Below are 21,407 nucleotides of genomic sequence, written 5' to 3'. Positions count from 1 at the left end.
TTCCCTCTTCCTGCGTTGGCGGTCCCCACTACAGCGCCGCCATCCAATCCTTCAATACACCGGTCACCACCCGCGGCCGCCGCCTCAGCTCAGCGCAGCTTCTGCTTCCGGTGAGCACGAGCGCCTGACGAAGCCCCGTCAGGATGACCTCCAGCGCCTGCTCGGCCGCCGCCACCCCGCCCGTCTGATGCGCCCGGAACAACGGCAGGGCCATGCCCGCCACGTCCGCCCCCAGCGCCAGCACCTTCGCCACCTCCAACCCCGTGCGGATGCCTCCGCTCCCCACCAGCCGCACGTCCGGGCCCACGGCCCCGCGGACGGTGGCCACCGCCGCCGCCGTGGGGATGCCCCACGCGCTGAATTCCGCGCCCACCTGGGCTTGTACGCCCGTGGCCCGAAGTTGTTCCACCCGGACCCAGGACGTGCCACCCAGCCCGGACACGTCGATGTTGCGCACACCCAACTCCACCAGGCGCCGCGCCACCTCCGGGCCGATGCCGCACCCGGTCTCCTTGACCAGCAGCCGCTCGCCCAGGGCGTTCACCAGCGACTCCACCACCGCGTAGCCGCCGCGGAAGTCCCGGTCGCCCTCGGGCTGGGTCAGCTCCTGCCCGGCGTTGAGGTGCAGGGCGATGCCGTCCGCGCCGATGCCGTCCATCAGCCGCCGCACGCCGTCCACGCCCAGCCGCACCGCCTGGTACAGGCCGATGTTGCCCAGGAGCGCCACCGTGGGCGCCACCTGCCGCACCTGGAACGAGGCCGCCCGCGTCGCGTCCTCCGACATGGCCCGCTGGCTCCCCACGCCGAAGGCCAGGCCGTGGCGCTCGGCCACCAGGGCCAGGTCGCGATTGACCACCCCCGCGCGCTCGGTGCCGCCGGTCATGCCCGTGACGAGCAGCGGGTGGCGCAGCCGCTTGCCCAGGAACAGCGTGGACAGGTCCACGTCCTCCACGGACATCTCCGGCATGGCGCAGTGGACCAGGTGGACCAGGTCCAGCAGGGTGCTGTTCTGACCGGGCTCCACGTCACCCGTCGCACACAGGTCGAGGTGAGCGTCCTTGCGCCGCGCTGTGATGTCCTCGACCATTTGGTGTGGGTCCGTCCCGGGTGCCCGACAAGGCGGAGGTGTGCGGAAGGCCCGAGTTACCTAGCAAGCGCCGGGGGAGGGGTGCAAGCCAAAGGGCCGAGCGGTCCAAGAGGGCATGCCAATGGACGAAATCCACTGCGGGACAGTATGAGGCCCGCATGAGCGCCCCCGCGTCGCCCAAGGTGGTCGTCTTCCTTCACAGTGGAGACTACGACCGCGTGCACCAGGGCCTGTCCATCGCGGCGGCGGCGACGGCGGCGGGACGGCGCGCGGAGATCTACCTCTTCTGGTGGGCGCTCGAGCGCTTCCTGAAGGACGCGCTGGACGAGCCGGACTTCGCGGGCCGCGAGGACGTGGCGGACCGCTTCGAGTCCCGGGGCATGCCCACGCTGCGCGCGCTGCTGGAGCACCTGACGGATTCAGGGCTGTGCACGCTCGCGGGCTGCACCGGCTCGCTCGGGGCGCTGGGCGGCGAGGCGCTCACCGGCGACAGCCGCATCCCGCTCTGGCTGGGCTGGAGCGCCATCCTCCAGCGCACCGCCGGGGTGACGGACCGCTTCTACCTCTAGGCCCACGCCGCCCCGGGAGTCACGGCCCGGGGCGGGGCCCGAGCGGGCCTCAGTGGGTGAGCTTGAAGCCCAGGATGACGGTGCGCGGCGCGTTGGGGCGCGCGCCGTAGGGCCGGCGGGAGGCGATCTCCACCGTGTCGAGGATGTTGCGCGCGCTCAGGTACAGCTGCCCCCAGCGCGAGAAGTTCCAGTTCGCGTTGACGTCGAACGTCAGCAGCGAGTCCGTCAGCTCCCCGGGAGGGGCCTCGCCCTGCCCCGCCTTCTCTCGCATCGTGTCGATGTAGAGGGCGCTCACGGCCACGCCGCCCAGCCGGCCCTCGACGCCGACGGACGCGGAGAGCTGGTGCCGGGGGACGTACGGCAGCTCGTCGCCGGCCTTCACGTTGCCGAACTGCGGGTCGGCGGACTGGAAGTCCTCGAGCAGCTCCGTGCGCGTGAAGGTGTACGACGCGGTGACGGGGAACGTCAGGCCGCCGCCGGGACGGAAGACCTTCTCCGCGAAGACCTCCAGGCCGTAGATGTGGGCGCGGCCCGCGTCCGTCTGGCGGTCCAGGTCGTCGTCCACGCAGCCGCTGGAGAAGGTGCAGATGGCGGTGAGGTTCGAGTAGTCGTTGAAGAAGCCCAGCACCTCGAGGCGCTCGCCGCGGCGGGTCCACCGCGCGCCCGTCTCGTAGTTGATGCTCCGCTCCGCGCCCACCGAGTCCGGCTGGCCGGGCGCCGGCGGTGAGAAGCCCCGGTACGCGCCGGCGAAGAGGCCCAGGTTCGGCGTCAGCGCGCCGAACGCGCCCATGCCGGGCATCAGCACCTCGAGCGCTCCGTTCGTGTCCTCGCCGGTGAGCCGGTCGTACGAGCGGGAGCGGATGACCTCCAGGCGCACGCCGGGCGTGAGCACGAGCGGGCCCCAGGCGATGGCGTCCGTCACGTGGAGCGCGAGCGCGTGCGTGGCGTCCTTGTTGTTCGCGGTGGTGGACGTGGCGGTGTGGGTGGCGACCAGCTCGCCGCCGGCCATGCGGAACGCGTCCTCGGTGTGCAGCCGGTCGATGCTGTCGAAGTGGAAGCGGGCGCCGAACTCCAGGTTGTGGCTCAGCGGCCCCGTGGTGGTGGTCCACCGCGCGACGCTCTGGACCCCCTGGGACACGAAGGTCCGGTCATTGGGGCCGATGAAGAGCAGCTCCTGCGAGGACGAGCTGTCGAGCTGACCGGTGAGCACGCCGTAGTAGATGGAGTTGCGCGCGCTGGTCGGGTCCGCGAGCACGGTGGCGATGGCGGCGCCGCCCAGGCGGTTGATCTTCCGCCAGGCGCGCGTGAGGTCGTGGCGGTAGGCCGTCGTGGTGATGGCCAGCGAGCCCGCCTCCAGCACGTGGCTGACGGCCACCTGCGTGCGGTGCCACTCCATCCGGTCCAGCGCGCTGGAGGCATAGCGGCGCAGCGGGTTGGCGCGGAAGTCCTCGTCGGACAGGCCCAGGTAGGTCTCGTTGGAGACCTCGTCGGAGTAGCCCAGCTTGAGGTTCAGGCTCTGGCGCACCTCGCCGTCGGGCACCAGCCAGTAGCGGCCCTTGGCCATCCACTCGTTGCGGCGAAAGCCCGTGGTGCCGCCGCCGTCCAGCTCCTTGAAGCCGTTGCTGCGCAGGTGCAGGCCCTCCAGGAGGAAGCCCGCGCGCTCGGTGCTCGCGCCGAAGACGCCGTGCGCCTTGCCGTACAGGTAGCCGCCGCCGGCGATGTCCAGCCACGCGGACTCCGAGGCGGGGATGTCGCGGGTGATGAACTCCACGGAGCCCGCCACCGTCTGCGGCCCCTGCTGGATGGCCGAGGGGCCCTTGAGCACGCGCACCGACTGCATGCGCGTGACGAGCGGGAAGAAGTAGGCCGCGGGCGCGCTGTAGGGCGCCGGGCCGAAGAGCACGCCGTCCTCCAGCAGCGTCACCTTCTTGCTGCGGTCCGGGTTGACGCCGCGCAGGCCCACGTTCGGCCGCAGCCCGAAGCCGTCCTCGCCGCGCGCGTAGACGCCGGGCACCGTCATCAGGACCATGCTCGGGTCATCGCGCTTGAAGCGCTCCAGCTGGGACGGCTTGAGGACATGCACCGAGCCGCTGGTGCGCGTCTCCGACGTCCCCACCACCACGCTCTCGAACTTGCGCTGCCCGGGCTCGGGCGTCGGGTCCGGCGACGCGGGAGGCGCCTCGGTCGAGGCTTGCGTCGGGGCGTCCCCCGGAAGCCCGGGCGCGGGGTCGGACAGCGGCGCTCCCGCAGCCTCGCCGGAGGCGTCACCCGCCGCCGCGGGCGGGGCTCCGGCCGGGGTCGCGTCTGGAGCGACGGCGCCCTGCTCAGCGGCGGTGCGCGTCGCGGCTTCAGCCGGCGCGGCGGCGCCCTGCTCGGCCGACTGCGTCGTGGCTTCAGCCGGCGCGGCGGAGCCCTGCTCGGAGGAGGGCTGGACCGGTGCCGCCCCTGTCGAGGGGGACACCTGCCCGGTGGCGGCCGGCGCCCTGTCGGGGGGCGCAGCCACGGAAGCGTCCGTCGGAGCGGGGGCACCCTCCGCGCCCGACGCCTGTTGCGCGTGCCCGGCCGCGGGGGCCGCGACGATTCCCACCAGGAGCACCGGGGCCGCCCAGCCTCGTGCCCGCCTCAACCTGTCCTTGAGCCATGCCATCTGCGAAGTACGCCTCTATCCCGGTGCTGCGGTGGCACTGTGTCAGACGCCAGGAGCCGGGGCGAGCGGGTCCGGACATGGACCCACCTCCCCGGCTCCGGCACTGACCACTCCTACGTGACTACTTCTCGACCGTGGCCGCCACGACGATCTTGCCGTCGGACTGGACCACGATGCCGCGCACCGCCTCCTCCGTCTTGCCGACGGAGAAGTTGTGCTTCACGACGCCGCCCGAGCCGAACGACGTGTCCAGCACGCCGGCCGTCGTGTAGCGCGCCACCGCCAGGCGGTTGTCGCCGCCCTCGGTGACGAAGCCCGCCGCGTAGATGCGGTTGGTCGAGTCGAAGGCCACCGACCAGAACCGGTCGTTCTCCGTCTCGGAGATGGGCGCGGCGATCGCGATGTCCGCGCCCGGGTTCGCGCCCACCGGGAGGATGACGAGCACCGCGTCGTCATCGTTGTCGCCGCCCGCGCGGTAGCCCGCCGCGGCCACCCAGTTGCCGTCCTGCGACTTCGCCACGCCGAAGAACGCCTGCTCCGGGCGCTCGAAGTCGTACAGCTTGTAGCCGTCCGTGCCGAGCTGCGTGGTGGGCACGCCGTTCTTGTCGGTGATGTGGATGAGGCCCTGGATCTTCTGAGCCGCCGGCGTCGCGCTGCCCACCGTCACCACGCGGTCGTCGTTGAGGACCACCAGGTTGCGGCCGCGGTCGTTGTCGCCCACCAGGTCCAGCAGCACGACGCCGCCGGTGCCGAACGTCAGGTCGCGCTCGCCATTCTGCTTGTACTTGAAGTTCACCATGTCCACCGTGCCGGTGGACGCGCTGCGGCCGTAGCCCGTGGTGACGTAGCTGCCGTCGGACAGCTGGCCCGCCGTGTACGCCTCGGCCATGCCCCACTCGGGGTTCACGTCACTCACCCGACCGAACGGCGCGTCGTTGACCACGCCCTTCCAGCCGAAGCTGTTGTCCGGCTTGCCCGCGTCATCCAGGCGCAGCAGGACGATGCGGTTGGCCGCCTGGGTGCCCGCGCCCGTCGGCTGGCTGGTGTAGCCCGAGGCGAGGATCTTCCCGTCCGCCTGCACGATGCCGTTGCGCGCGCCGTCGCTCAGGTTGGAGATGTTCAGCGTGTGCACGCCGTTGGTCGCGAACGTGGTGTCCAGCGTCCCGTTCGCCCCGAAGCGCACCACCACGCGGTCCGCGTCCACCCGGTCACCATCACCGCGGCGAGCCCCGAAGACCACCAGCCGGTCCGTGGCATCCGCCGCCACGCCCCACACGGAGTCGCGCGCGCCGCCCGGCACCACCGTGGTCAGGTCCAGCCGCGTCGTGCCGCTCGCGCCGAACGTCGTGTCCACCGTGCCGTCCGCGTTGAAGCGCATCAGGCCGATGTCGCTGTCGAGCAGCGCCGTGCCCGGGCCCGCGTCGGGCGTGCCGGAGTCAGGCGTGCCAGAGTCAGGCGTGCCAGAGTCGGGCGTGCCGGAATCCGGGGTCTGCTGCTGGGGCTGCTTCTCGTCGTCGTCACCGCACGCGCTGCTGAAAACGGCCAACGCCGCCGTGAGGAATGCTACGCCGACGAACTTTCGCTGCTCACTGCTTCGCTTCATGGTGGCCCCGCTCCCGGGTGATGGTAATAAGCAGTAACCTGCTAACGATAATCGTTCTCAAAATCGGATGCGGCTCCTAGCCCAGGGCTTCACTGGGTGTCAAGGCAAGAGCCGCGAACCCGACCGAGACAAGCGAGAATCCATGTCTTCCCCCTCCGTTTCCTCCCCTCGCGCGCGGAGCACTCGCGCACTGCTTCTCATCACCGCCCTGGCGACGCTCGGGGGCTGCAAGGAGTCCGAGCGCGGCAAGGACGACGCGGGGCCCGGCGGTCCGGGTGGTCCGGACACGTCTCGGGGGGCGCTCCTGAAGGCCACGGGCGTGTGCGTGGAGCGCACGGCGCGCGAGTTCCACACGACGAGCACCGCGCTGTCGCAGGCGGTGTCCGCGTGGGCGGCCCAGCCGGACGCGGCGAGCCTGGCGCAGGCGAAGGCGGCCTACCACGCGGCCATGGATGTGTGGCAGGTGGCGGAGGTGATGCAGGTGGGCCCGGCGGCGCCTCGCAGCGCGGCGGGTGGGGCGGAGCTTCGCGACAACATCTACTCGTGGCCGCTGGTGAGCCGGTGCGCCATCGAGGAGCAGATCGTCTCCAAGGGCTATGAGGCCCCGGGCTTCCCGACGTCGCTGGTGAGCCGGCGCGGGCTGTACGCGCTGGAGTATCTGATGTTCTACGCGGGCGAGGACACCGTGTGCCAGGGCACCTCGCCCATCGTCGCGCAGGGGACGTGGGCGGCGCTGTCCACGGAGGAGCGGGCCTCGCGCAAGCGCGCGTACGCCGCCGTGGTGGCGCGCGAGGTGGACTTGAAGGCCGCGCAGTTGGTGAAGGCGTGGGCGCCGGACCAGGACAACTTCGCCAACACGCTGGCGACGGCGGGCTCCGGCAACGCGGTGTTCCCCACGAGCCAGGCGGCGCTCAACTCCATCAGCGACGCGATGTTCTACTTCGAGCGCGAGGGCAAGGACCTGAAGCTGGCGCGGCCCTTGGGCATGCGCGAGTGCTCCACGGACACGTGCCCGGAGCACCTCGAGTCCCAGTTCGCGCACCGCTCGAAGGCGAACCTGCGCGCCAACGTGAAGGGCTTCCGGCTGCTCGCGGAGGGCTGCGAGGAGGGCTACCAAGGCACGGGCTTCGACGACGTGCTGAAGGCCGCGGGCGCGGAGGCGCTGGCGCAGAAGCTGGTCGAGCGCGTGGTGGCCGCGGAGGCCGCGCTCTCCGCCATCGAGGAGGACGACCTGCACCAGGCCCTGGCGCAGGACAAGGCGTCGGTGCGCGCGCTGCATGACGCCTTCAAGGGCGTCACGGACGTGCTGAAGACGGAGCTCGTCACGGTGCTGGACCTGGAGCTGCCGCAGTCCGTCGAAGGGGACAATGACTGAGCAGGCTCGGGGGGCCGCACGGCTCTGGAGCTGGCTGTTGGCGCCGCGGGACATCGCGGCGCTGGTGGCGTTCCGCGTGGCGCTTGGCGCGCTCATCACCGTCTCGTCGGTGCGCTTCCTGGCCTACAGCTGGGTGGACGTGCTCTTCACGGGGCCGCGCTACCACTTCACCTATTGGGGCTTCGGCTGGGTGCGGGCGCTGCCCGCGCCGTGGATGCAGGCGCTGTTCGCGGGGCTGGCGGTGCTCGGGGTGCTGCTGTCGGCGGGGCTGTTTTACCGGGCCACGACGGTGCTGTTGTTCGTCGCGTTCTCGTACGTGCAGCTCGTCGACGTCAGCAACTACCTCAACCACTACTACCTGGTGAGCCTGTTGCTGGGGCTGCTCGTCTTCGTGCCCGCGCACCGCGCCTTCTCGCTCGATGCGTGGCGCAGGCCCGTGCTGAGGAGCGACACGCTGCCGGCGTGGTGCACGTACCTGCTGCGCTTCCAGGTCACCGTCGTCTACGTGTTCGCGGGGCTGGCGAAGCTCACGTCCGACTGGCTCGTGCACGCGCAGCCGCTCAACATCTGGCTGTCCGCGCGAACGAGCCTCCCGCTCGTGGGGCCGTTCCTGGATGAGCGCTGGGTGGCGTACACGGCGGCGTGGGCCGGCTTCCTGTTCGACACGACCATCGTCGCCTTCCTGCTGTCGCGCAGGCTGCGGCCCTTCGCGTACGTGGTGGTGGTGGGCTTCCACGCGGCGACGTCGGTGCTGTTCCCCATCGGGATGTTCCCCTTCATCATGGTGACGGCGGCGCTCGTCTTCTTCGACGCGTCGTGGCCTCGTCGCATCGCGGCGCGGGTGCGTGCGTGGCGGCGAGGGACGGTGGCTCCAGTGTCCGTGCCCGCCCTCCCCGTCCCTGTTCAGCCCGTGACGCGGCTCGCGTGGGCGGGGCTCGCGGTGGCCGTGGTGTACGGCGTGCTCCAGGTCGCGATGCCGCTGCGCACGCACCTGTATGGCGGCAACGTGCTGTGGCACGAGCAGGGCATGCGCTTCTCCTGGCGGGTGATGGCGCGGGAGAAGAACGGCAGCGCGACGTTCGTGGTGACCTCGCCCTCCACCGGGCGTGAGTGGCACGTGCCGCCCAGCGACTACCTCACGCGGCTGCAGGAGCGCGAGATGTCCGTGCAGCCGGACCTCATCCTCCAGCTCGCGCGGCACATCGCTCGCGACTTCGAGGCGAGGGGGTTGGGGCCCGTCGAGGTGCGCGCCGACGTGCGCGTGTCGTTGAACGGGCGCGCGGCGCAGCTGCTCGTGGACCCGGACGTGGACCTGGCACGCGTGGAGGATGGGCTCGCCGCGAAGCCGTGGATTCTCCCGGCGCCCGAGACGCCTCCCGTGAAGCTGCGCCCCACGTGGCGCGCGCAGGTGCATTGAGTCACACGCGACGATGGCCGTGGCACCGCGGGACACGTCTCTCGCGTGCCGCGGGTCAGTCGGCCTCTACATCAGGTCGTGCGTGGGCTGGTTGCGCGTCGGCGAGGGGTACGTGCTTGGACCGAGCATCGGCACGCGCGCGAGCGATGCGGCAGCACATGTCTGCCGGCCCCCGCATCATGTCGTGCGTGCGCAAGTTGCGCGTCGGCGAGGGGTACGTGCTTGGACCGAGCATCGGCACGTGCGCGAGCGATGCGGCTGCACATTGTGCTCCGACACTGCGTCAGCACATGGCGCGTGATTGAGCGATACGCAGGCGCGTGACACCTGCACGGCGGATCATCGGCACAGGATGCATGCTCACGCGCTGCGCCCGCGCGATGCGCCGACTCGTCGTGCATGTTCGAGACATGCGTGAACGTCCGAATGTTGTTGTTCGGCCTCCGACCCTACACGGGAGTCCCGCTCTCGCGTCCTGGAGCGAGCGAAGCCGCGCAGCGGTCACCCTCCCGTCTTTCAAACAGACACCCGAGTGAAACGTCGGCGCCTGTCGCGCATCGCGCTCACGGTGCCGATACATGCATACAGGCGCCTGCCCGCCAGCCCGCCAACGGACAGTCCGAGCGTCGAGGCGGAGCATGCGCAAGCCCTCGGATTCACGGAACTCTCCACGGGCTTTCATTGACGAGCCAGCGCCCCTGTTTACGTTTCTGAAGCCCCTGAGCGGGGGAAAGGAACGAGACGACATGGCTTTCACCGACACCCACGAAACTTCCCGGAACGGCGGCGGACGTCCGGCGCTGCACGGCGGCGGTGGGTGGCACCGCCTGGGCAACGCGCTCAAGACGACGGTGCTGCTCGCGGGCCTCACCGCGCTGGTGCTCGTCATCGGCCAGCGGCTGGGCGGCACGCAGGGCCTCATGTTCGCCGGCTTCTTCGCCGTGGTGATGAACTTCGGCTCGTACTGGTTCAGCGACAAGATCGCCCTGGCCATCCATGGCGCCCAGCCGCTGCCCTACGAGCAGGCCCCCTGGCTCCATCAGATGGTGGAGCGGCTGTCCGCCCGCGCGGGCATGCCCAAGCCGAAGGTCTACATCCTGCCCACGCGCGCGCCCAACGCGTTCGCCACCGGCCGCAGCCCCAAGCATGCCGCCGTCGCGGTGACGGCCGGCATCATGGAGATCCTCGACCAGCGCGAGCTGGAGGGCGTGCTCGCCCATGAAATCGGTCACGTGAGAAACCGCGACACGCTCATCGGCACGGTGGCGGCCACGCTCGCCGGTATCATCAGCTACGCGGCGCAGATGCTCTTCTGGTTCGGCGGCTCCATGCTCGGCCGGAGCGATGACGAGGAGGGCGGCGGTATCGCCGGCGCCTTCGCCAACCTGGGCCTGCTGCTGGTGGCGCCCATCGCCGCCACGCTGCTGCAACTCGCCGTCAGCCGCTCGCGCGAGTACGGCGCGGACGCCACCGGCGCCGAGCTGAGCGGGGACCCCGATGCCCTCGCGGACGCCCTGCTCAAGATGGAGCGCGGCGCGGAGATGATGCCGTATGACCGGGCGCCGGCGACGTCGCACCTGTTCATCGTCAACCCGCTGCACAAGGGCGGCGTCATGGCGCTGTTCTCCACCCACCCGCCCATCCCCGAGCGGGTGCGCCGGCTGCGCGCCATGAGCGCCCGAGCGGGCGGCTCGCGCGCCCGAGGCCGCGGCGGCTGGGAGTACGCGTACTGACGGGACGGCCGAGCGCGGGAGCCCAGGACACCGGGCTCCCGCCGCGCTTCACCCCGGAGGACCGAACGCCGCCTCCGGGTCCTCCAGCAGCTCCTTCAACGTGTTCGCCAGCACGCCCGCGTGGAAGCCGTCGATGAAGCGGTGGTCGATGGACGCGTTGAGGCTCATCACCTTCCCCACCACCACCCGCCCCTGCTCCACCACCGCCACCTCGCGCACCGCGCCGGGCGCCAGGAACACCGCCGCCCGGGTGAAGGGCACCAGCGGCAGATAGGCCGCGTCCAGCCCCAGCGCCCCCACGTCCGTGACGATGGCCGCGCCGAACGCGTCCCGGGGCAGCCCGAAGCGGCTCAAGTCCACGTTGAGCGTCACCGCCAGGAACGACACCCACCGGGTGAAGCCCCGCATCAGCGGCCCAGGCATCCGCTCCACCCACCGCCAACCCCGCGAAGCCGCCGCCACGTCGCGCGGCCCCGCCTCCAGCTCCGCGACGATGTCCCGCAGGCCCTTGAGGTCCGCGTCCGCCACCCGCACCGCGCTCCACCGCGCCTCCCCACCCGAGGTGTCCCCCAGCAGCGCGGCCACCGTGGCGCGCTCGCGCAGGTAGAGCCGGTGGAAGCGCAGCACCGCGTTCGCGTCGGGACAGCGGCGCAGCGCCACCGCCAGGGCCTTGAGCACCAGGTGCGTCACCGTCAGCCGCGTCCCCGTGCCCCGCTGGAAGGCGGCCATGTAGGCCAGCGCCCGGTCCATCCGGACCGTGAGCGAGCCGTAGACCGTGGGGTCATACGGCGCCGCCCAACTGCCGAGGGCCAGCTTGCGGAAGCTGGAGATGCGCGGCTTGGGTCTCAGCTCCAGGTGCGCCATGTCAGGCGGGTCCTCGACGGGGAGATCGACGGCGGTGCAGCATCGCGGCTCACGACGGGGCGGGGAAGACCCCGACCGGCCGGACGCCCGGCTTCGTGGAGATTTCCAGCAGTCCCCCCGCGCACGGACGAGGCAGGGAGGCGGTGAACCCCGCGCACGCCCCCAGCGCACCCTTGACGCGCCTGTGCTGGACGGTAGGCTGCCCCGCTTTTTGCAGATCCCTCCCGTGGAGGTCGTCCCGTGTCGTTCCTGGTCATCGCCCTGGCAGTCGGGCTCGCCATCTCGCTGTATTTCAACCTCTTCGGCGGCGCGAAGCAGGCCGCGCTCCCGTCGTCCTCCTCCGCCTCCACCAACGCGCCCCGCGTGGAGCTGGAGGCCGACCACAAGGCCGCGCGCGCTCGCGCCGAGGCGGAGCTGCAGCGCAAGCAGAAGGAGCTCGACGAACAGCGGGTCCAGCTGCAGGAGGTGAAGGAGCAGCTCAAGCAGACCAAGCGCAAGGTCTTCGAGCAGAAGGAGTCCGACAAGGGTTCCAATGACCTGGCCAAGGCCCGCGCCGAGGTGGAGCGCAACGCCTCCATCCAGCTGGAGCAGACCCGCCTGGAGCTGGCGCAGGTGCTCACCGAGAACCAGCGCCTGAAGGCCGAGTCCGAGGGCAAGGGCCGCCGCCGTGAGCCCCAGGCTCCCGCGCCCGTCGCCGCCCCCGCGCCGCAGATATCCGCCCCCGCCAAGGAGGGTGAGTCCGTCGTCGCCGCCGCCGTGCCGGTGGTGCCCGCCGCCGAGGCCGCGCGCGAGGACCGCACGCCCCGCCGCGTCATCCGCGAGCTGAGCGAGGCGGACAAGGAGAAGATGGACCGGCTGGAGCAGGCGGCCAACAAGGACCGCCTCCGCGCCGTGGAGCTGGAGAAGGAAGTGCGCCGGGTCAAGGGCCGCGCGGAGACGCAGCAGCGCGTCTACACCGTGACGAAGCACGACCTGGACCTGATGAAGGACAAGTACAAGGCCCTGGAGAAGCGCCTGAACCGGACGCTGCTCGAGCGCGACCTCATGCGCCGCGCCATCAAGGACCTGGAGAAGAAGACGGGCATCCTCGCCGAGCGCACCGAGCTCACCCCCGAGGAGATGGCCGCCAGCGACCAGCGCACCGAGGAGACCTCGCGCGTGCGCGCCGAGTCCGAGGCCCAGGCCGCCGCCCAGCAGCAGGCCACCGAGGCCCCCGCCGCCACCGACTCGCACGCCGCCGACGGCGAGGCCAAGTCCGCGCAGCAGGCCTGAGCCCCACGCCGCGCCTGTCGAGCCCGAGGGGCTCGGCCTTCCGGGACATCCGTTCCGGTGGGCCGGGCCCTTCGTCGTTCACGGCCCCCGCGCGCGCCGAGGCGTCACTCGCACCCGTCCGTCGGGGGCGCGCCGTCGCCGGACTGCCGCGTCACCAGCCCCTCCTGGAGCTTGCCCATCAGCCGCTGCAGCTCCGTCACCTCCGAGGCGGGCAGGTATTCCCCCAGCTCTCCATCCAGCTCCCGCAGCGCGTCCACCAGGAAGGACAGCTCGCGCTCACCCGCGGCCGTCAACTCCAGCCGCACGCAGCGCCGGTCCTCTCCCGCGCGCCGCAGCACCAGCCCGTCCTCCTCCAACCGGTCCACCAGCCGGCTCGCGGCGGGCGCGTCCACCAGCAGCCGCTCCGCCAGCGCCGCCTGTCGCCGCGCGCCCTCGGAAATGCCCTTCAACGCCAACAGTTGATTGAACGGCCGGTTCGTCCGCGCACCCAGCTTCTCGGTGAGGTGGCGGCGGATGGCACGACGCAAGGAAGCGAGTTGCTCCGCGAAAGTCATCTGACTTCCGAAATAGTTGTCACCTACAATGGTTGTCAATTACATCGGCTCGGCGCATCTGGCCGCACGGGGGGAGTCCAGTCGCACCTGTCGTCACCCTTGCCTACCCCCTTGGTATGTCCGCCCCCACCGTCATCCTCCTGGCGCTCGTCGCGACCTCGACGCCGCCCGAGTCGAGCCCTTCCGTCCCTCCGCCCCAGCCCTTCCAGACGAAGGTGGAGGACCCGATGCTGGCCCCCGTCCCGCCCGCCCAGCAGCAGGTGCGCACCTGGGATGAGGCCCTGACGCTCGTCCGGGAGCGCTCCACCAACCTGCGCTCCGCCGAGGCGGGCGTGCAGCGCGCCGAGGGCCGCTGGCGTCAGGCCCTGGCGTCGCTCCTGCCCAACGCGAACGCCCGGGCGACGGCGGCCCACGACCTGCTCAACCCGGACACCGCCGTGGGTGTCTTCCCCTCCCCGGCGCTCGACGGCCGCACGCCCACCGCGCCCATCCTGGGCACGCTGACGGCCTCGCTGACACAGTCGCTGGTGGACGTGGGCGCGTGGCGCAACCTCTCCTCCGCGTCCGCGGCCGAGCGGGGCGCGGTGGCGAGCCTCCAGGACACCCGGCGTCGCCTCACGCTGGGCCTCGCGCGCACGCTGGTGGCCACCGTGGCCGCCGAGCGCGCCGCGGAGCTCAACCGCGTGGGCCTGCTCCAGGCGCTGGAGCGCGCCGCGCTGACAACGCGCTCGTTCGACCTGGGCGCGAGCAACCAGCTGGACGTGGTGCGGGTGAACCAGGACGTGGCGCTGGCGCGCGGGTCGCTCGTGGCCGGTGACGAGCAGCTGCGGCGGGCGCGCGAGGCGCTCGGCATCGCGCTGGGCTTCGGCCACGCGGTGGGCGTGGACCCCTCCTTCAACCTCAACGGGCTGATGGAGGAGGCGCGCCAGGCGTGCACGCCGCTCCAGGACTTGGAGTCCCGTCCGGACCTGGTCGCCGCGAAGGCGCAGGTGGACTCCGCGCGCGACAGCCGGCGTCAGGCGTCCGCGGGCTACCTGCCCACGCTGGGCCTGGCCTCCAACCTGAACGGCGTGACGACGGACCCGGGCTTCGGCCGCTTCTCCACGTGGACCATCTCCGCCGTCATCGCCGTGCCCCTCTGGGAGGGTGGCCTGCGCGGGGGCCTGGTGCGCGAGCGCACGGGCATCGAGCGCCAGGCGGCCGAGACGCTGGAGGGCAACCGCCGCGACGTGTCCGTCGAGGTGGCGCAGGCCCGGCGCAGCGTCGAGGTGGCGGACGCGCTGGTGAAGACGGCGAGCGAGGCGCGCGAGCTGGCGGACCGCACGGACCGGCTGACGCGACGTTCCTTTGAAGTGGGCCGCGGCAGCAGCCTGGAGCTGGTGCAGAGCGGCGCGGCCCTGCGCCAGGCGGAGCTGGCCCTGGCGCTGCGTGAATTCGAGGCGGTCCAGGCGCGCCTGGACGCATTCTTGACGGAGGCCCGGTGCGACTGGTGAGACGGGTGCGCCCCCTGATGGCGCTGAAGATGACGGTGTGGAGCACGGCCCTGTTGATGGCGGCGGGGTGCTCGGGCAAGGCCGCGGCGCCCGCCGCGCCTCCGCCCCGCGAGGTGCAGGTGCTGACGCTGTCGCCCAGCGAGGTGCGGGACACGGGTGAGTACCTGGGCTCGCTGCTGTCGCGGCAGAACATCACCGTGCTGCCCCAGGTGGCCGGCTACGTGCGCCGCATCCACGTGAAGCCCGGCCAGAAGGTGGAGGCGGGCGCGACGCTCCTGGAGGTCGACTCGCGCACGGAGACGGCCGCGCTCGACAGCGCGCAGGCCCAGCAGAGCTCCGCGAACATCAACCGCGAGCTGGCCAGGCGCACCTTCGCGCGCACGGAGGCGCTCTACAAGGAGGGCCTCGCCAGTGCGCAGGAGCTGGAGCAGGGCCGCGCGCAGTTGGAGGCCTCCGAGGCCGCGGCGCGCTCGGCGGCGGCGCAGGTGGCGCAGCGCCAGGTGCAGCTGCAGTTCCACGCCGTGCGCGCGCCCTTCGCGGGCACGGTGGGCGACGTGCTGGTGCGCCTGGGTGACTTCGTGGGGGCCACCACGCCCCTGACGACCATCGCCCAGGCGGACGTGCTGGAGGTCAGCGTGTCGCTGCCTTCGGAGCGGGCGCGCGCGCTCAAGCCGGACACGCAGCTGGAGGTCCTGGACGCGCAGGGCAAGGTGCTGCTCACCAGCCCCCTGTTCTTCGTCGCGCCGCAGGCGGACCCGCGCACGCAGCTGGTGGAGGTGAAGGCCGCGTTCCAGAACACGGTGGGACTGCGCCCCAGCGAGCTGGTGCGCTCGCGCATCGTCTACGCGAAGCGGGACGCGCTGCAGATTCCCGCGCTCGCGGTGGTGCGCCTGAGCGGCCAGCCCTTCGCCATGGTGGTGCAGGAGAAGGACGGCAAGACGGTGGTGGAGCGCCGCCCGATTACGTTGGGCGCGCTGGGTGAGATGGCCTACGTCATCGAGAACGGGCTGAAGCAGGGGGACCGCGTGGCGGTGTCCTCGCTGCAGGCCCTGCGTGACGGGATGGCCGTGAAGGTGAAGTCCGCGGACAGCGCCCCGAGCACGGGCGCGGGCGCGGCGACGGCGGGCAGCCGCTGAAGCGCTGGATGGACCGGGCCTCGGACGGCACGCCGCGAGGCCCGGCCCCCACCATGATTTCGAGGGCTTGAACGCCGTGTTCGTCGACTTCTTCATCCGCAGACCCGTCTTCGCCATCGTCTGCTCCATCCTGCTGACGCTGGTGGGCTTGATTGCCATTCCCACCCTGCCCATCTCCCAGTACCCGGACCTGGCACCGCCGCAGGTGACGGTGACGTCCACGTACGTGGGCGCCAGCGCCGAGGTGGTGGAGAGCGCCGTCACCATCCCCATCGAGCAGGAGCTCAATGGCGTGGAGGGCATGCGCTACATCACCTCCACCAGCGGCAACGACGGCACCAGTCAAATCACCGTCACCTTCGAGCCCACGCGCGACATCGAGGTCGCCGCCGTCGACGTGCAGAACCGCGTCAGCCGCGCCGCCTCGCGCCTGCCCTCGCAGGTGAACCAGACGGGCATCGTGGTCAACAAGGCCTCCAGCCAGATGCTGATGACGGTGGCCCTGTCCAGCCCGGACAACCGCTACGACGCGCAGTTCCTCTCCAACTACGCGGATGTGAACCTCAAGGACGCCATCAAGCGCGTGCGCGGCGTGGGCGACGTGCGCATCTTCGGCGAGCGCAAGTTCTCCATGCGCGTGTGGCTGGACCCCACCGAGCTCGCCCGCCGCAAGCTCACGCCCATGGACGTGACGCGCGCGCTTCAAGAGCAGAACCTCCAGGTGGCCGCGGGCCAGGTGGGCCAGCCGCCCTCCACCGAGGAGCAGCCGTACCAGATTGCGGTGCGCGCGCGCGGCCGGCTGGTGGAGCCGGCGGAGTTCGGTGAAATCGTCCTGATGCGCGACCCGAGCGGCAAGGCGGTGCGCGTGAAGGACGTGGGCCGGGTGGAGCTGGGCGCGGAGAACTACGGCACCATCCTGCGCTTCAACGGCCGCGTGGGCGTGGGCATGGGCATCTTCCAGCTCCCCACCGCCAACGCCCTGGACGTGCGCGACGGCGTGTACCGGGAGCTGGACCGGCTGTCCGAGCAGTTCCCCCCGGGCATGGAGTACCTGACGGGCACGGACACCACGCTGGCGGTGCGCGCCTCCATCCACGAGGTGCTCCAGACGCTGGTGGAAGCCATCATCCTGGTCATCCTCGTCATCTTCCTGTTCCTGCACGGGTGGCGAAGCGTGCTCATCACCGCCTTCACCCTGCCCGTCTCGCTGGTGGGCACCTTCGCCTTCGTGCAGCTGTTGGGCTTCTCCATCAACACGCTCACCCTGTTCGGCCTCACGCTGGCCACGGGCCTCGTCGTCGACGACGCCATCGTCGTCATCGAGAACATCGAGCGACTGATGGCCGAGCGGGGGCTGTCCCCCAGGCAGGCGGCGCGCGAGGGCATGAAGGAGGTGTCCGGCGCTGTCATCGCCATCTCGGTGGTGCTGGTGGCGGTGTTCGTGCCGGTGGCGCTCTTCCCGGGCACCACGGGCGCCATCTATCGCCAGTTCGCGCTGACCATCGCCGCGTCGGTGGCGCTGTCCACCTTCTGCGCGCTGACGCTGACGCCCGCCCTGAGCGCGCGCATGCTCAAGCACCACCACGGCGAGAAGTGGGTGTTCTTCCGCTGGGTGGACAAGGTGCTGGACGCGACGAAGGCCGCGTACGGCCGGGGCCTGCGCGCCATGCTCCGCCACCCGGTGCTGGTGCTCCTGGCGTTCCTCGCCTGCATCGGCGCCACGGTGGTGCTGTTCAAGGTGGCGCCCACGGGCTTCATCCCGGACGAGGACCAGGGCTACGTCATCATCTCCGTGCAGGGGCCGGAGGGCATGTCGCTGGCGCAGACGGAGAAGGTGCTGGTGCAGGTGGAGGAGATCCTCAAGGCGCAGCCCGAGGTGCGCGCGATGTTCGCCATCGGCGGCTTCTCCATGCAGGGCTCCGGCGCCAACATGGCGACCGTCTTCAGCAGCTTGAAGCCATGGGAGGAGCGCCCCGGCAAGGACAGCACCGTGGCGGCGCTGGTGGAGCGGCTGCGCGGCCCGTTGAGCCGCATCGGCGGGGCGCGCGTGCTGCCCTTCCAGCCGCCGGCGATTCGCGGCGTGGGCAGCGTGGGCGGCTTCCAGTTCATCGTGGAGGACGTGGCGGGCTCGCGCACGCTGGACGAGCTGGCCTCGGCCACGGACGACCTGGTGAACAAGGGCAACGAGGGCGGACAGCTCCGCGGCGTGTTCACCGCGTTCAACGCGAACACGCCGCTGTTGGACGTGGACGTGGACCGGCAGAAGGCCAAGGCGCTCGGGGTGCCCATCGAGCAGATCTTCGGGACGATGCAGGTCTACATGGGCAGCCAGTACGTCAACGACTTCAACTACGCCAACCGCACCTACCGCGTGTACACGCAGGCCGAGCAGCAGTTCCGCGACAGCCCGCAGGACATCGGCGCGTTCTACGTGCGCAGCGACAGCGGGGACATGATTCCGCTCGAGTCGCTGGTGAAGGTGACGCCCACGGTGTCCGCGCAGGTCATCCGGCACTACAACCTGTTCCGCTCGGCGGAGATCAACGGCCAGCCCGCGCCGGGGGTGTCCTCCGGTCAGGCCATCGAGGCGATGGAGGCGCTGGCGGCGCAGAACCTGCCGCAGGGCATGGCGGCGGAGTGGACGGGCATCAGCCTGGAGCAGAAGGAGAGCGGCGGGCAGACGCTCATCATCTTCGGCCTGGGCATCCTGTTCGTGTTCCTGGTGCTGGCGGCGCAGTACGAGAGCTTCAGCCTGCCGTTCGTCATCATCCTGTCGGTGCCGCTGGCCATCATGGGCGCGGTCGCGTTGCAGCTGCTCCGGGGCTACGCCAACGACGTGTTCTGTCAGGTGGGTCTGGTGATGCTGGTGGGCCTGGCCAGCAAGAACGCGATTCTCATCGTGGAGTTCGCCGAGCAGCTGCGCGAGCAGGGCAAGAGCGCGCTGGACGCGGTGGTCGAGGCCGCCGAGGTGCGGCTGCGTCCCATCCTGATGACGTCGATTGCGTTCTTGTTGGGCGTGGTGCCGCTGATGCTGGCGCAGGGCGCGGGCGCGGCGGCGCGCAACTCGCTGGGCACCGCGGTGTTCGGCGGCATGCTGGTGTCCACCATCGTGAACCTCATCTTCATCCCGGGCCTCTACGTGCTGATGCAGAAGCTGCGCGGCGAGACGTCCCGGCGTGACGCGTCGGAGGACGAGTTGCCGGCGCCGGCCCACGCACCCTGAAGGTTGGCAGTACGGCCCGCCGGCCGGTGAGGGAGCGACCAGGCTCCTTCACCGCGCCGGCGGAGTCGTGTCCGGGGAGGTGAGGGTTCAGGTGCCTCGGGCGGACTGGATGAGCTCGGCGAGAATGGTGCGGTGACACACCGGCTCCAGGATGCAGTCCTTGGAGCAGAGGAGCGTCACGGTTTCGCCCGCGTCCACGCGCCGGGCCAGTGACGTGATGATTTCACGCTGGGACTGCATCTCTTCGAGATAGCGGGCGCGATAGGCGTCCAGGGTGATGGGCGTCTGGCCCTTTCCATAGAAGGCGTCGAAGAGGTCGGGGCTGGGGGCGAGCTCGCGGCGCCACTCGTCCCAGGTCTCCTTGGCCTTGGGGAGGCCGCGGGGCCTGTAGCGGCAGATGAGGACTCTCCAGCCGTCATCGGGCTCGCCAGGGACACACCAGCGACGGGTCTTGATGGGCATTCAGGGTCAACGCGGTGGCGCGCTTTCGGTATTCCGGAAGGACGGCACCGGACTTCTTACTGGACCGCGTGACTCACTTGCTGGGGGTGCGGTGCAAGTGCTTGGAAAAACTTGGATCAGTGGAGGTCATTCGGACGGCACGCGCCCTGCTATGGGGTAGAGCACGCAGCGAAGATGACGCAGCGGTGGGCGGGTCGGGCGGGGCAGCACGGGCGGCGGGTTGGTCGGGGCGGTACGCAGGACGGGGCGGTACGGGGCAGCACGGGTGGCGGGTTGGTCGGGGCAGCACGCAGGACGGGGCGGTACGGGGCAGCACGGGCGGCGGGTTGGTCGGGGCAGCACGCAGGACGGGGCGGTACGGGGCAGCACGGGCGGCGGGTTGGTCGGGGCAGCACGCAGGACGGGGCGGTACGGGGCAGCACGGGCGGCGGGTTGGTCGGGGCAGCACGCAGGACGGGGCGGTACGGGGCAGGACGGGCGGCGGGTTGGTCGGGGTAGTTCGCAGGACGGGGCAGCACGCAGGACGGGGCAGCACGGGCGGCGGGTCGGACGGGGCAGTACGCAGGACGGGCAGCACGGGGCAGTACGGGCGGCGGGTCGGACGGGGCAGCACGCAGGACGGGCAGCACGGGGCAGCACGGGTGGCAGGTCGGACGGGGCAGTACGCAGGACGGGGCAGTACGGGCGGCGGGTCGGACGGGGTAGCACGCGGGACGGGGCAGTACGGGCGGCGGGTCGGACGGGGCAGCACGCAGGACGGGCAGCACGGGGCAGCACGGGTGGCGGGTCGGACGGGGCAGTACGCAGGACGGGGCAGTACGGGCGGCGGGTCGGACGGGGCAGTACGGGCGGCGGGTCGGACGGGGCAGCACGCGGTACGGGGTAGTTCGGGGCGGTACGGGCGGCGGGTTGGATGGGCGTGTCGCAGCGAGCGAGGCGGGAGACCGCTTCAACAAGGTGAGACGGCTCGGGCGTGAAGGATGGGCGGTGGGAGCCGGTCCTCGGCGGAAGCGTAACTTCGCGAGGACCGGTTCGCCTTCATCCACGCGGCGACGTCAGAACACCGAGAGGCCCGTGAGCGTCGTGAATCGATCCAGGGCTTCCACGCCCGCGACCGAGTTCCCGTGGGCATCCAGCCCGGGGCTCCACACACACAACCCACAGCGATTCGGGATGACGGCGATGATGCCGCCACCGACACCACTCTTGCACGGCAGACCCACGCGATAGGCGAACTCGCCCGCGGCGTCGTAGGTGCCGCAGGTGAGCATCACCGCGTTGACCTGCTTGGCCTGACTGCGCGTGAGCAGCCGCCTCCCCGAGGCGCCCTGCCCATGTCGCGCCAGGAATCCACAAGCACGCGCCAGGTCCGCGCAGCTCATCCGCAGCGAGCACTGCCAGAAGTAGTGCTCGAGCACTCGGGGCACCGGGTTCTCGATGTTCCCGTAGCTCGCCATGAAGTGCGCCAGCGCGGAGTTGCGATGGCCATGTTCGGCCTCGGACGCGGCGACGACCGGGTCGAAGTCCACCGAGGCATTTCCGCTCTCCTCGCGCAGGAACTCCCGCAGCAGACCGCGTGAGTCCCCGGTGAGACTGAGCAGCCGGTCCGTAACGACCAGGGCGCCCGCGTTGATGAACGGATTGCGGGGCACACCCTGCTCGTACTCGAGCTGAACCAGGGAGTTGAACGGATTGCCCGAGGGCTCCTTCCCCACCCTGCGCCACAGCGCGTCCCCGTCTCTCGCGAGCGTCAGCGCCAACGCGAAGACCTTCGAGATGCTCTGCACCGAGAAGGGCGTGCGCCAATCGCCCACGCCGAAGACCTGACCATCGAGCGTGGCCAGCGCCATGCCGAACCGCGACGGGTCCACTGCGGCCAGCGCTGGGATGTAGTTGGCCACACGGCCCTGCCCCACCACCGGCAGGACGGCCGTCATCACCTCGTCGAGAATCGCCTGGAAGTCGTCCATCG

Annotated in this window: 15 protein-coding genes; 8 read left to right on the top strand and 7 right to left on the bottom strand. The window is 71.1% G+C overall.

Going from position 1 to position 21,407, the window contains the following annotated elements; translation table 11 throughout:
• Positions 1-28: 28 nt before the first annotated feature.
• The gene (gene fni, locus OWM54_RS34465; protein ID WP_267700198.1) at positions 29-1,087 is read right to left on the bottom strand and encodes a type 2 isopentenyl-diphosphate Delta-isomerase; all 1,059 of its coding nucleotides are present in this window, start codon (positions 1,085-1,087) and stop codon (positions 29-31) included.
• Positions 1,088-1,245: 158 nt separating this feature from the next.
• Between fni and OWM54_RS34460 the strand changes: the two genes are divergently transcribed.
• Positions 1,246-1,656 (top strand): hypothetical protein, encoded by a 411-nt coding sequence (locus OWM54_RS34460; protein ID WP_223745606.1) that lies wholly within the window; start codon positions 1,246-1,248, stop codon positions 1,654-1,656.
• 49 nt (positions 1,657-1,705) lie between these two features.
• Here OWM54_RS34460 and OWM54_RS34455 read toward each other — a convergent pair whose 3' ends face one another.
• Both OWM54_RS34455 and OWM54_RS34450 read right to left on the bottom strand, forming a co-directional pair.
• Positions 1,706-4,159 (bottom strand): TonB-dependent receptor family protein, encoded by a 2,454-nt coding sequence (locus OWM54_RS34455; RefSeq protein ID WP_324289163.1) that lies wholly within the window; start codon positions 4,157-4,159, stop codon positions 1,706-1,708.
• 265 nt (positions 4,160-4,424) lie between these two features.
• Positions 4,425-5,906: a hypothetical protein gene (locus OWM54_RS34450; RefSeq protein ID WP_267700197.1), complete on the bottom strand. Its 1,482-nt coding sequence runs from the start codon at positions 5,904-5,906 to the stop codon at positions 4,425-4,427.
• A gap of 142 nt (positions 5,907-6,048) precedes the next feature.
• On the opposite strand from OWM54_RS34450, the gene OWM54_RS34445 reads away from it, so the two are divergent.
• The 3 genes from OWM54_RS34445 (at position 6,049) to OWM54_RS34435 (ending at position 10,431) form a co-directional block, all read left to right on the top strand.
• Positions 6,049-7,281: an imelysin family protein gene (locus tag OWM54_RS34445; RefSeq protein ID WP_267700196.1), complete on the top strand. Its 1,233-nt coding sequence runs from the start codon at positions 6,049-6,051 to the stop codon at positions 7,279-7,281.
• Positions 7,274-8,698 (top strand): HTTM domain-containing protein, encoded by a 1,425-nt coding sequence (locus OWM54_RS34440; protein WP_267700195.1) that lies wholly within the window; start codon positions 7,274-7,276, stop codon positions 8,696-8,698. The genes OWM54_RS34445 and OWM54_RS34440 overlap by 8 nt, the downstream gene beginning before the upstream one ends.
• A 746-nt stretch (positions 8,699-9,444) precedes the next feature.
• Entirely contained in the window at positions 9,445-10,431 is a 987-nt protein-coding gene (locus tag OWM54_RS34435) for a zinc metalloprotease HtpX (protein ID WP_267700194.1), read from the top strand.
• Between the two features lie 48 nt (positions 10,432-10,479).
• On the opposite strand, the gene OWM54_RS34430 is transcribed toward OWM54_RS34435, so the two are convergent.
• The gene (locus OWM54_RS34430) at positions 10,480-11,295 is read right to left on the bottom strand and encodes a 2-oxo acid dehydrogenase subunit E2 (RefSeq protein WP_267700193.1); all 816 of its coding nucleotides are present in this window, start codon (positions 11,293-11,295) and stop codon (positions 10,480-10,482) included.
• Positions 11,296-11,535: 240 nt separating this feature from the next.
• On the opposite strand from OWM54_RS34430, the gene OWM54_RS34425 reads away from it, so the two are divergent.
• Positions 11,536-12,567: a cell envelope biogenesis protein TolA gene (locus OWM54_RS34425; RefSeq protein WP_223745600.1), complete on the top strand. Its 1,032-nt coding sequence runs from the start codon at positions 11,536-11,538 to the stop codon at positions 12,565-12,567.
• Positions 12,568-12,671: 104 nt separating this feature from the next.
• Here the strand turns inward: OWM54_RS34425 and OWM54_RS34420 are convergent, their stop codons facing one another.
• A complete protein-coding gene (locus OWM54_RS34420; RefSeq protein ID WP_267700192.1) occupies positions 12,672-13,094 on the bottom strand; it encodes a MarR family winged helix-turn-helix transcriptional regulator in 423 nt (140 codons plus the stop codon).
• 143 nt (positions 13,095-13,237) lie between these two features.
• On the opposite strand from OWM54_RS34420, the gene OWM54_RS34415 reads away from it, so the two are divergent.
• The 3 genes from OWM54_RS34415 (at position 13,238) to OWM54_RS34405 (ending at position 18,973) form a co-directional block, all read left to right on the top strand.
• A complete protein-coding gene (locus OWM54_RS34415; protein ID WP_074956163.1) occupies positions 13,238-14,614 on the top strand; it encodes a TolC family protein in 1,377 nt (458 codons plus the stop codon).
• The gene (locus OWM54_RS34410) at positions 14,611-15,750 is read left to right on the top strand and encodes an efflux RND transporter periplasmic adaptor subunit (protein WP_370641975.1); all 1,140 of its coding nucleotides are present in this window, start codon (positions 14,611-14,613) and stop codon (positions 15,748-15,750) included. The genes OWM54_RS34415 and OWM54_RS34410 overlap by 4 nt, the downstream gene beginning before the upstream one ends.
• Positions 15,751-15,826: 76 nt before the next feature.
• The gene (locus tag OWM54_RS34405; RefSeq protein WP_267701190.1) at positions 15,827-18,973 is read left to right on the top strand and encodes an efflux RND transporter permease subunit; all 3,147 of its coding nucleotides are present in this window, start codon (positions 15,827-15,829) and stop codon (positions 18,971-18,973) included.
• An 87-nt stretch (positions 18,974-19,060) separates the two neighbouring features.
• Here OWM54_RS34405 and OWM54_RS34400 read toward each other — a convergent pair whose 3' ends face one another.
• Positions 19,061-19,435: a DUF488 domain-containing protein gene (locus OWM54_RS34400; RefSeq protein ID WP_074956160.1), complete on the bottom strand. Its 375-nt coding sequence runs from the start codon at positions 19,433-19,435 to the stop codon at positions 19,061-19,063.
• Between the two features lie 1,055 nt (positions 19,436-20,490).
• Positions 20,491-21,405: a glutaminase gene (locus OWM54_RS34395; RefSeq protein ID WP_223745598.1), complete on the bottom strand. Its 915-nt coding sequence runs from the start codon at positions 21,403-21,405 to the stop codon at positions 20,491-20,493.
• Between the last annotated feature and the right edge of the window lie 2 nt (positions 21,406-21,407).

This window comes from Myxococcus sp. MISCRS1, assembly GCF_026626605.1.
Classification (GTDB): Bacteria; Myxococcota; Myxococcia; order Myxococcales; family Myxococcaceae; genus Myxococcus; species Myxococcus fulvus.
This window is presented reverse-complemented; position numbering and strand designations above follow the sequence as displayed.